Annotated in this window: 10 protein-coding genes and 1 tRNA gene; 5 read left to right on the top strand and 6 right to left on the bottom strand. The window is 41.1% G+C overall.

All coding sequences use genetic code 11. The features are described 5' to 3' along the window. Position 1: 1 nt before the first annotated feature. Positions 2-86, top strand: a tRNA-Tyr gene (locus tag CWC28_RS16580). Between the two features lie 68 nt (positions 87-154). Here the strand turns inward: CWC28_RS16580 and CWC28_RS16575 are convergent. Then, the gene (locus CWC28_RS16575) at positions 155-835 is read right to left on the bottom strand and encodes a M48 family metallopeptidase (protein WP_138625435.1); all 681 of its coding nucleotides are present in this window, start codon (positions 833-835) and stop codon (positions 155-157) included. A 102-nt stretch (positions 836-937) separates the two neighbouring features. Between CWC28_RS16575 and CWC28_RS16570 the strand changes: the two genes are divergently transcribed. After that, positions 938-1,918, top strand: a complete 981-nt coding sequence (locus tag CWC28_RS16570) for an ion channel (protein WP_138625434.1) — start codon at positions 938-940, stop codon at positions 1,916-1,918. On the opposite strand, the gene CWC28_RS16565 is transcribed toward CWC28_RS16570, so the two are convergent. Continuing rightward, entirely contained in the window at positions 1,915-2,985 is a 1,071-nt protein-coding gene (locus CWC28_RS16565) for a GGDEF domain-containing protein (protein ID WP_138625433.1), read from the bottom strand. The genes CWC28_RS16570 and CWC28_RS16565 overlap by 4 nt on opposite strands. 137 nt (positions 2,986-3,122) lie before the next feature. On the opposite strand from CWC28_RS16565, the gene CWC28_RS16560 reads away from it, so the two are divergent. After that, on the top strand, positions 3,123-6,452 hold the full coding sequence (locus CWC28_RS16560; RefSeq protein ID WP_105175328.1) for a PAS domain S-box protein: 3,330 nt from the start codon (positions 3,123-3,125) through the stop codon (positions 6,450-6,452). Continuing rightward, positions 6,449-7,438 carry a response regulator gene (locus CWC28_RS16555; RefSeq protein ID WP_063707122.1) on the top strand — a complete coding sequence of 330 codons (990 nt, stop codon included), beginning with the start codon at positions 6,449-6,451 and terminating at the stop codon, positions 7,436-7,438. The genes CWC28_RS16560 and CWC28_RS16555 overlap by 4 nt, the downstream gene beginning before the upstream one ends. A 16-nt stretch (positions 7,439-7,454) precedes the next feature. On the opposite strand, the gene CWC28_RS16550 is transcribed toward CWC28_RS16555, so the two are convergent. Together CWC28_RS16550 and CWC28_RS16545 are read right to left on the bottom strand one after the other, a co-directional pair. Continuing rightward, positions 7,455-7,856: a VOC family protein gene (locus tag CWC28_RS16550; protein ID WP_171038313.1), complete on the bottom strand. Its 402-nt coding sequence runs from the start codon at positions 7,854-7,856 to the stop codon at positions 7,455-7,457. Further along, the gene (locus CWC28_RS16545) at positions 7,849-8,496 is read right to left on the bottom strand and encodes an HD domain-containing protein (RefSeq protein WP_063707118.1); all 648 of its coding nucleotides are present in this window, start codon (positions 8,494-8,496) and stop codon (positions 7,849-7,851) included. Before CWC28_RS16545 ends, CWC28_RS16550 begins: the two co-directional genes overlap by 8 nt. A gap of 136 nt (positions 8,497-8,632) precedes the next feature. Here CWC28_RS16545 and CWC28_RS16540 point away from each other — a divergent pair, with 136 nt between their 5' ends. Continuing rightward, a complete protein-coding gene (locus CWC28_RS16540; RefSeq protein ID WP_063707115.1) occupies positions 8,633-9,823 on the top strand; it encodes a class I SAM-dependent methyltransferase in 1,191 nt (396 codons plus the stop codon). Here CWC28_RS16540 and CWC28_RS16535 read toward each other — a convergent pair. Next, positions 9,820-10,116 (bottom strand): PilZ domain-containing protein, encoded by a 297-nt coding sequence (locus CWC28_RS16535; protein ID WP_063707113.1) that lies wholly within the window; start codon positions 10,114-10,116, stop codon positions 9,820-9,822. The two genes, CWC28_RS16540 and CWC28_RS16535, sit on opposite strands and share 4 nt — an antisense overlap. Positions 10,117-10,124: 8 nt before the next feature. Further along, positions 10,125-10,538 (bottom strand): response regulator, encoded by a 414-nt coding sequence (locus tag CWC28_RS16530; RefSeq protein ID WP_267894693.1) that lies wholly within the window; start codon positions 10,536-10,538, stop codon positions 10,125-10,127. Between the last annotated feature and the right edge of the window lie 63 nt (positions 10,539-10,601).

Below are 10,601 nucleotides of genomic sequence, written 5' to 3'. Positions count from 1 at the left end.
TGGAGGGGTTCCCGAGCGGCCAAAGGGATCAGACTGTAAATCTGACGGCTCAGCCTTCGCTGGTTCGAATCCAGCTCCCTCCACCACTCTTTACTCTTTCTACCTTTACTCTTTCTACCTTTGCTCTTTCTAACTTTACTCTCGCTAACTTAAGCTACCAACTCAAACTGCTTCCATTTGCTTTAAGCCATTGCTCTGCTTTTTTATAATTTGGATAAAACTGGCTCACACGTTGCCAAAACTTAGCGCTATGGTTCATATGCAAAAGATGCGCAAGTTCGTGTACAACCACATAATCAATCACCCAGGTTGGCGCACTTGCTAAATGTAGATTAAAAGTCAGCTCGCGGCGCTTATTACAACTGCCCCAACGACGTTTATAATGTTGAATTTTAAGCTTTGTAGGGAGTGCTTCAGACATCTGTAAACAATAATCATGAACACGCATTTCAATATAGCTCTCAAGCTTTTCATGTAAAAACTGCTCTAGCAAAGCTAGGTAGTTAGCTTCTTGATGTTTGACGCGCGATGAAATAGATAAGGTAAGCCTTGCGTGTGCATCTTGTTGCCACATGCTTTTAGTGCCTTTTGCAAATACTATCGGAACATCTTGCCCAAACAACTTAATTGTCGCGTTTGCAAGAGGAAGTTGACGGCGTTCAGCATGAATGGATTGTTTGGCAATTTGTTCAGCGACCCAATCTTGCTTGGTCTTAAGCCAGGCATCAATTTCAGTTTGTGGAACATAAAAAGGTGCATAAACAGTGAGTTTCTGCTGGGCAACTTTAATTGCCACTGTGGTTCTGCGTTTACTGCGCTTTAAGGTGTAATCCAACAAAGATAAGCCAATTCAATTAATAAATATGAGAGATTCCATTTTACCCTGTCAAATAGCTGCTAATCTATAAAGATGACTCACAAATAAGTTTTCATCCTTATGCCTGACAAACCATGTTGTAGTTATATTTCCCCAACAGGTAACAAGTGTCAAGAGACAGACATGGGTTCTGGTTTTTGCTTTTGGCATGATAGTAAATTTGATAAATCAGGACTAGATCTAACCCAAAAATTAGAGCGCTATGCAAAAAAAGGTGGCTTATTAGAAGGCCTGCAATTGCAAAGAGCGAACCTTTCAGGACTTAACTTAATAAAGCAGGATGACGAAGAAGGTTATGATCTCTCCTATTGTAATTTTTATCGTGCGAATTTAACGGGCGCTCACCTATTTAATAATAAAATCGCCAATGCTTCATTAATGAAAGCCAATTTACATAGTGCGAGTTTACATTACTGTGATTTAAAAAATACCAACTTATTGGGCATCAAACTCAACGACAGTCGAATTGATAATATCGAGCTGGGCGAGCAGTTATTACAAGAATCAGCCGCATTTAAAGCACGCAAAAATAAGCAGCATGCTGAAGCAAGAGACTTGTTTGAGCAATCCGAAGAAATATACCGCAATTTAAGAAAAGCCTCTGAACATCAAGGGCTTTTTGAACTCGCCGGTAACTTCACCTACAAAGAATTAAGAATGCGCCATGCGCAATACCGCAAAGGCTCAACTAAACAAATTACTTCTAGCTTTATTGATATGCTCTGTGGTTATGGCGAAAAGCCCGAAAACGTCATTCGCTTTAGTCTGTCACTCATTATTTGCTGTGCATTTTGTTATTTCTTATTTGGGGTAAGTTACCAAGATTCTGTCATGCAACTGAGTTTTGAAAACTCATTTCAAAGCAATTTATCGGCGTTACTAAATAGTTTTTACTTTAGCGTGGTCACTTTTACCACGCTTGGTTATGGGGATATTACGCCGATTGGCTTTTCCAGGTTAATCGCGGCAATTGAGGCATTTTGTGGTAGCTTCTCGCTCGCTTTATTCGTCGTTGTTTTTGTAAAGCTTATGACTCGCTAACGCATAATGTATGAACCCTTATGCTCTTTTGCCTGATACATTTTTTTGTCGGCTCGATTAATTAACTCTTCAGCATCTACCGTGCTATCAAGTGGCGCTGCAATAAGACCAAAACTTAGATGAAGCTCAGGGTATTGTTGTTCAAATGCGGCTATAAGTTTTTCACAAATAGTAAAGGCGCTATCTAACTCGCAATCAGGTAAAATGATACAAAACTCATCCCCTCCATAGCGGCACGGTATATCAATTTCGCGAATATTATCAAGTAAGTATTGGCCTATATATTTAAGGACTTCGTCGCCTTTTAAATGCCCTTGTGTATCATTAACAGACTTAAAGTCATCGAGATCAAAATAAACAACCGTTAATGGTGATTTATGACGTCTGGCTCTGGCAAGGTCGCGTTGTAATAGCTCTTGCATGACACGCCGATTGTAGAGGTTAGTAAGTGGGTCAAGCTTAGCGAGCTTCTCAAGTTCTTGAGTGCGCTGAGCTACTTTTTCTTCAAGGCCTTTCGCGTAGACTTCGGTGCGGCGCTTCGCATTTTCAATTTCGCCTACTAAGCTATCAATATAAGTATCAAAGACCAAAGTCGTATCAAAGTAAATCAATTTATCAATGATGTTAAGGGTATGATTTAACTCATCTTGATCGCTTATTGTGGTGCGAAGCACATTAAAAATGAGTTCTTTTAAAGTACACACCGCCGATAAGTAAAGCTTAGGTTCAACACCAATACGCTTATGCACCATACCAATCCGTAGACGGTTGTTAACATATTCATGCTCGTAACGACCACAAAATAAATCGATTATATACTGCCTTTGTGCATCTCTGAGCCGTGTTAAAGTATCCGCATCACCAATTAATAACGAAATTTCATCTACTTCGGTTTGCTTTTTATAAAACTCATTAACCACATTTTCAATGGCTGATTCTATAATGGGCTTGTAGTTTAATAATGATGAGAGACTGTTTGAAGTCAGCCCTAATAAACTCATTCTGTGTTGGATTTCTACATCATTAATTTGCATTTGTTCAACTAAAGTTTGCTCGGTTCTTCTCATCTACCCACCTCGAACTACTCCTTTTTAATTAAATATAGCCAAGGTTTTGAATCCTACGTACTTAAGTGATAGGTTTTTCTCTAAATTCAGAACAATTTGTATTAGACTGCTATTACAAGCCGTTTCAAAAAAATATTATGCTCGCGAAATTTTTTATAACCGATCAAGATCCCAGCTTCATAGTAAGTGGTGTCTATGATTCAAGCTTAGTTGCTCTTTCTATTGCTACGGCTATTTTTGCTGCTTATTTTTCACTCCATATCATTGATTTAGCAAATAGAACTCAATTTGATTCGTACCGTAAATTAGGCAGTGCAACAGGTGCCTTGGTGATGTCAGGTGGGATTTGGAGTATGCACTTTATCGGCATGCTGGCTTTTTCATTGTGCACCACCGTGGAGTACGACCCTACACTGACATTTTTTTCATTTATTCCTGCATTTTTAGCCTGCTATACCGCATTTTCATTTTTGAAACGCAAAGATTTAAAGCAAATACCAACAACAATAAAGCTACTCATTGGCTCTGTATTACTTGGCTCTGGCATTGGTGCGATGCACTACTCGGGCATGGCCGCCATGCAAATGAGTCCGCTGCTTCGCTACGACCCGGCTTGGTTTGCAGCATCAATTGTGGTGGCAGTTGCATTATCTTTTGTCGGCTTATATGCGCGATTTCACTTAGGCGAGCACTTTAAAAAACTCACTGTGTTACAAACCCGAATCATTTGCGCCATTATATTTGGCTTTGCTGTAGCGGGTATGCACTATATGGGAATGGCCGCCACCCGCTTTGTTGCAACCTCACCTTTGTTATCTGAAAACGTTCAAACGTCGCAACTTACTTTTATCGCCATTAGCGTTTCATTTGCTACCGTATTATTGACTGCTCTGGTTGGGATTATTAACGGCATGGTGCGTTTTCGCTTATTACTTGCTGAAAAATCGGCAGAAGAGTCGCGCTTAGATGCCATTTTAGGCACCGCAATAGATGGTATCGTAACAATTAATATTCATGGCATTATTTTAAGCTTTAATAAATCAGCAGAAACTATTTTTGGTTGGCGCCAAGACGAAGTACTGGGCAAAAACGTAAAACTATTAATGAACGACGATATAGCCGCGCAACATGATGGTTACTTAGCTGATAGTAGCAGGCATGAAGTTAAAAAAGTGATTGGCGTTAACCGTAATGTGTTTGCGAAGCACAAAGATGGTCATTTATTTCCTATTCGACTTGGCCTTGGTGAAGTAAAACAGCCTAACGCAGAAACACTGTTTGTTGGCTTTATAACCGATTTAACAGAGCAACGTGCACTACAGCAAAGTCTCGAAGAAAAAGAGAAACAATATCGTACCTTAATGAACAATACCCCAGGCGCTGTATTTCGTTGTTTGTTAGATGAACACTGGACGATGAAGTTTATAAGCCCCAGTGTTTCTGACTTAACAGGTTACAGCCCTCAAGAATTTACTGATGGTAAAATTACATTTGCTCAAATCATTAATAACGATGATGTAGCGCATATTGATGAAGTTATGGAAAAAGCCATAGCTGAAAGAAACCAATATGCGGTTGAGTACCGCATTCGCCATCGAAATGGCAAAGTTGTGTGGGTTTTAGACCAAGGAACAATTAACGAAAATAGTGATTCTAAACAAAAGTGGATCGATGGTGTACTGATTGATATCACCGCTCGTCACGAATATGAAGAATCACTCAAAAAGGCTAAGCAAGAAGCTGAAGCCGCAGCACAAGCAAAACAATCATTTATGGCAAATATGAGCCATGAAATTCGCACGCCAATGAATGCGATAATCGGCTTTAGCGACATATTAATGGATAGTCCTCTTAGTAAAGAGCAACAAAAACATATTATTACCGTCAATAAATCAGCTCGCTCACTGCTGCATTTGCTCAATGAAGTACTAGATTCTGCAAAGTTAGAAAAAGGCAAACTCGATATTCATGCTGAGCACTTTAACTTACAAGCCTTGCTCGACAATATCGTCTCGACTTTTTGGCTTGAGGCGAAGCGTAAAGATATTCTGCTTGATTTGATTATCGCTGATAATGTTGCGCCTATTTATATTGGCGATGAATCCCGTATTCGCCAAGTGATGAATAACCTCATAGGGAATGCGATTAAATTTACAGAGCAAGGGTCTGTCACAATTACGGTGAGTCAAACTCAAAATAAACAATTGTTTTTCGAAGTACAAGACAGCGGGATAGGCATAGCCAAGCACCGCTTAGACGCTATTTTCCAGCCATTTGAACAAGCCGATGGTACCATGACACGCCGATTTGGTGGCACAGGCCTTGGTACGACTATCAGTAAGCAGCTTGTTGAATTAATGGGTGGTTCAATTGGTGCTATAAGTGAAGAAGGTAAAGGCAGCTGCTTCTACTTTAGCCTTCCTTTACAAGAAGGTGATATCAGCCAAGTCGATACCCTAACTTGTAATCAATTAAACTTACCAAAACTTCGCATATTAGTGGTTGATGACATTGAGCAAAATGTTGAGCTACTGAACATTTTATTATCGCAAGCTGGGCACACCATCAGTACGGCTCACAATGGTCTTGAAGCCATTGCAGCATTTGAACAGCAAAGCTTTGATGTGATTTTGATGGATATACATATGCCGGAATGTGACGGCATTACGGCCTGTAAAGAAATCCGCGAAATAGAGAAAATCAGATGCTTAAAAATTACACCTATCATCGCGTTGACGGCGAGTGTTTTACAACAAGATAAAATTACTACAAAGCAGGCCGGTATGAATGGCTTTGCGAATAAACCCGTTGATATTAACCAGCTGAACCATGAAATTGCGAAAGTGCTTGGTTTAGAAGTAAATAAAATCACTAACAATAAAGTCGGTGATGAGAAAAAGCACATCAACTACGACAAAGGTGTTTTGATGTGGGGAAGCAAAGAGAAATTAAATACGGAAATTGGCTTATTCCTAAGCAATCATCAACAGAGTATTCTACGACTGACGGAACCAATGCTCAGTGAAGAAGAACAAAAAGCAATTTTGCATACTCTTAAAGGAGTCGCGGGTAATTTAGCCCTCGCAAAATTATTATACTTGTTATCAAACGCTGAGAAAGAACGTGAAAAGGAAAGCTTCCCTACACTCATTGCAGAGTGCGAACAGGAATGGCAAACGCTGATTGCATTGCTTGCAGATCAGCCGCAGTCTAGTTCACAACAGCAACCCATACACGAAACGTCGTTGGGCGCATTTATTAGCCAAATTGAGGCACTGCAAGCGCAAGCTGAGCATGCAGAAATAGACGATGATTTATTAAGCCTGGTGCAATCCCAAGCACCGGCAACCTACCAAGATCAGGTTGTTGAAATTTGTGCGCATTTTGAAAACTTTGACTTTGATGCAGCAAGCACTGCTTTATCAGCTTTAAAGCATACTCTCCAAGCTGCTAAGGAACACGTATGACGCAAATCTCAGAACGTGCAAGAATTTTGGTCGTCGATGATGAACCAGCCAATTTAAAAGTGATCCGTGAAGTACTCGCTAACGATTATCGCTTATCGTTTGCAAAATCTGGCGAGCTTGCTCTTCAGCTTATTGAGAATGAACCTCCTAAATTGATTTTGCTCGATATAATGATGCCCGACATGAGCGGCTTTGAAGTTTGTAAAGTATTGAAAGCAAATCCTAAAACTGCTCATATCCCTGTTATCTTTGTTACCGCACTTTCTCATGAGCAGGATGAGTCTGAAGGCTTTGCTCTAGGTGCAGTCGATTATATTACCAAACCAATTAGCCCTGCGATTGTCAGGGCGCGGGTTAAAAATCATTTATCTTTAGTGCAAGCTGAGCAACTGCAATTAGCCCACATTGATTTGATCCAACGTTTAGGCCGCGCTGCAGAATATAAAGACACCGACACCGGTGAGCACATTGCAAGAATGAGCCGCTACAGTAAAGTACTCGCCCTTGCCTATGGCATGAGTGAGTATGAGGCCGAACAGCTTAAACAGGCAGCGCCGATGCATGATGTTGGTAAGATAGGCATTCCTGATTCAGTACTATTAAAACCTGGGCGCTTGAACGAAAACGAATACGAGCACATGAAACAACATGCCTTAATCGGTGCGAAAATTTTAGAGAACTCAACTTCGCCGTTATTGCAACTTGCTCATAAGCTTGCCCTTGAACACCATGAAAAATGGGATGGTACGGGTTATCCGTATGGCCTGAAAGGCGAAGAAATTAGTATTGAAGGGCGTATTGTCACCATTGCAGATGTGTTTGATGCTTTAACCTCAAAACGCCCTTATAAAAAAGCCTGGTCGGTTGAAGAAGCGCTCGACTTATTGAAAGACGAAGCTGGTAAGCATTTTGACCCGCAACTAGTTGATTTATTTATCGGCCAAATAGATAGCATCATAGAAATCAAAAACACTTATACCCGCTAATAGCGTATTAAAGGCCTCATTTGAGGCCTTGTTTAATTGCATCGTAATCATGCGAAGTAATTTCATGGCTGTTTCCAGCACAATCTTTAAAATACATTGAAAAAGTAACACCATGGTCAGCAACAAGGGTTTTAACATCAAATTGAGCGAGATGCTCAAGCCATGCTAAAAACTGTGCTGCATTTGCGCCAAAGGCAATTCCTTTGCTTCTACCGTCTGCTTCAAAGAGTGCTAAACGAATCGTCTTTGCTTGATCTTCTAAGGTTAAAGGCCCTTGTCCTTCATCCCAAAATGCGAGTTCTGGTACCACATTAAAACCAAGTACTTGCTGATACCACTTTAGCGCAGCCGATAAATCATCAACATTTAAGTGGCAATGATCAACACCACATAAAGATGGAATAGCCATGTTACTCACCAATTTCGGTTTTTAACTGCTCTAAAAATTCGAGCATGTAAGCTGTGCGTCGTTTAGCTTCATCTTTTGCCGATGGCGTGTTCATACTCTCGCTAATGTGTAACAGCTTAATGAAAAAATGATCGAGGGTGTATTTTGTATCGTCAGGTTCACGGTTTAAGCAAAATGGATCGTCTTTATGATACAGATAACGACCAATTGAGCCCCCTACTTTCATGCAGCGACTCACACCAATTGCACCCAAAGCATCCATTCGATCCGCGTCTTGCACAATTTGCGCTTCGACACTTTGGACTTTGATATTGGCACTAAAGCTATGTGCCGCAATAGCATGATGAATAGCACTAAAATACTGCTCAGGATAATTAATTGAAGCTAAAAAACTTAACGCCTTATCTGCAGCCATGGTCGATGCTTTTGCCCTGTCTGGGTGGTTTTTTGCAACCGCAACACAATCATGTAACCAAGCTGCGGGTAACACCACAGTCATTTCTGCCTGCTCGGCAATACATAATTGTTTTGCAACCCTCACTACTCGCTCAATATGACTAATATCGTGTGCGACATCGGCATGGAGTAAAGACAAAATAAAGTCTCGACACTGAGTTTCTAAAGCTGCAAAGTCTATTTCTGGCTGCATATACTGGCTATCACCATTAACTGATTGAAATTATGCTTACTTTAGCGTGCTTACTGGATTTGTTCAAAACATTCATTGTATGTTTGCCAGTGCTTCATTAAACTATGCCCCCCTTTTGTTTGACGCGAGAATCCCTATGTCATCTGCTATTTACCTGCAAGCTGGACGAGAAAAATCATTAAAAAGAAAACACCCATGGGTGTTCTCAAAAGCCATTAAAAAAGTAAAAGGTAAGCCAGGACTAGGTGACACTGTCACTATCTATGACAATGACGGTAAGTTTTTAGCGATTGCAGCTTACAGCCCGCAATCGCAAATTCGCGCTCGCGTATGGAGCTTCGATCAAAACGAAGTTATTGACCAAGCATTTTTTGAAAAACGTTTGCGCCGTGCCTATGCTGCGCGCGAACAGGTGATCAGCGAAGGCGGCTTAACAGGTTTTCGTTTAAGCGCTGCAGAATCTGACTACTTGCCAGGCATCACTATCGATAAATTTGATAATGTATTGGTGTGCCAACTGCTTAGTGCCGGTGCAGAGCGCCATAAAGGTGAAATTGTTGCTGCACTAATGACGATTTTCCCAGGCTGCGATATTTATGAACGTTCGGACGTTGATGTTCGCACCAAAGAAGGCCTTGAGCCAATCAAGGGCCTACTTTGGGGCAAGGAACCAACTGAGCCAGTCATCATTGAAGAAAATGGCTTAAAACTCGAGGTAGACATTCTTGAAGGCCACAAAACTGGCTTTTACTTAGACCAACGTGATAGCCGTGCAGCCCTTGAGCGCTTTGTTAAAGACAAAACAGTATTAAACTGCTTTAGCTACACAGGTACTTTCTCGCTCTATGCTTTGCGTGGCGGTTGTAAACACGTTACTAACGTCGATGTATCGCAGCCAGCGCTCGATACGGCTAAGCGTAACGTTGAGCATAACAACCTTGATTTATCGAAAGTTGATTTCGTGAAACAAGATGTCTTTAAGTTATTGCGCCAATACCGCGATGAAGGTGTGCAATTTGATACTATCGTTATGGATCCACCAAAATTTGCTGACAACAAAGCGCAGTTAACCGGTGCTTGCCGTGGTTATAAAGATATTAATATGATTGCGATGCAAATCTTAAAACCAGGTGGCACTTTACTTACCTTCTCGTGCTCTGGATTAATGGAACAAAATTTATTTCAAAAAGTGGTTGCGGATGCAGCCCTTGATGCAGGTAAAGACTTATTAATTATGGAACGACTGAACCAAGCTGCCGACCACCCAATTGCTGGCAGCTACCCAGAAGGCTTTTATCTTAAAGGCCTGATCTGTAAGGTTTACTAGTTAAAATTTACAATTTCTAAACCGGCACTCAAGGAGCCATCTTGCTCCTTGGTTGCTCGCACAACTTTAGCTGTGGCATCAAACGAAGTAATTGCTGTACTTGTAGAAGCAATTAACACCCGATAAAGACTGCCTATTTCTAAAACTTCATCAAGGTGAATTGCCAGCCCTGTTGCACTTAAATCAGTGCACGTCACCTGAATTTCTTCGCCATTAACTGCATCTAATGGGATTAGTTTTGCAGGGGTATGAATTTGCATGCGGCGAAAATCGCGTTTCTCCTCATGAAACATATGGCCTCCTATACCAGTGTTTTTATTTTCTCTATTAATGTTTTAACAGAAAAAGGCTTCACTACATAGGCGTCGCAACCGGCATCAAACCCCGCTTTTTGTTCAAGCTCGGTTTCAAGACCAGACACCATGACAACAGGAATTTGCTCTGTTTCTGGGGTGTTTTTTAGTAATCGGCAGGTATCATAACCATCTAAGCCCGGCATACACACATCGAGTAGTATAGCATCCGGCGGCTCAGCAATAGCCGATGTTAAGCACGATGTGCCTGAGTTTGCATAGCTTAACGAAAACTCATTCCCAAGGCTTGCTTTGAGCATTTCAAAATTAAAATATTCATCATCGACGACCAAAATGGTTGGTCGCGGTCGATTTACCGTACGCTCAGGAACTGAGATCGGTCTTTCCTTTTCTATGCCCACATAATCTCCTTTTAGCATCTGTGTTCTTAACTAAAAGCAAGGAGGCGCCAACCTCATTACTCA

Source organism: Pseudoalteromonas sp. S4492 (assembly GCF_005886115.1).
Classification (GTDB): Bacteria; Pseudomonadota; Gammaproteobacteria; order Enterobacterales; family Alteromonadaceae; genus Pseudoalteromonas; species Pseudoalteromonas gelatinilytica.
Note: the sequence above shows the minus strand (reverse complement) of the source record. Positions and strands in the feature narration are given on the sequence as shown.

Excerpts from the sequence above, each read along its gene's own strand:
- CWC28_RS16540 (WP_063707115.1), top strand. The coding sequence starts at position 8,633 with ATGTCATCTGCTATTTACCTGCAAGCTGGACGAGAAAAATCATTAAAA.
- CWC28_RS16545 (WP_063707118.1), bottom strand. The coding sequence starts at position 8,496 with ATGCAGCCAGAAATAGACTTTGCAGCTTTAGAAACTCAGTGTCGAGAC.
- CWC28_RS16560 (WP_105175328.1), top strand. The coding sequence starts at position 3,123 with ATGCTCGCGAAATTTTTTATAACCGATCAAGATCCCAGCTTCATAGTA.
- CWC28_RS16570 (WP_138625434.1), top strand. The coding sequence starts at position 938 with ATGCCTGACAAACCATGTTGTAGTTATATTTCCCCAACAGGTAACAAG.
- CWC28_RS16565 (WP_138625433.1), bottom strand. The coding sequence starts at position 2,985 with ATGAGAAGAACCGAGCAAACTTTAGTTGAACAAATGCAAATTAATGAT.
- CWC28_RS16535 (WP_063707113.1), bottom strand. The coding sequence starts at position 10,116 with ATGTTTCATGAGGAGAAACGCGATTTTCGCCGCATGCAAATTCATACC.
- CWC28_RS16555 (WP_063707122.1), top strand. The coding sequence starts at position 6,449 with ATGACGCAAATCTCAGAACGTGCAAGAATTTTGGTCGTCGATGATGAA.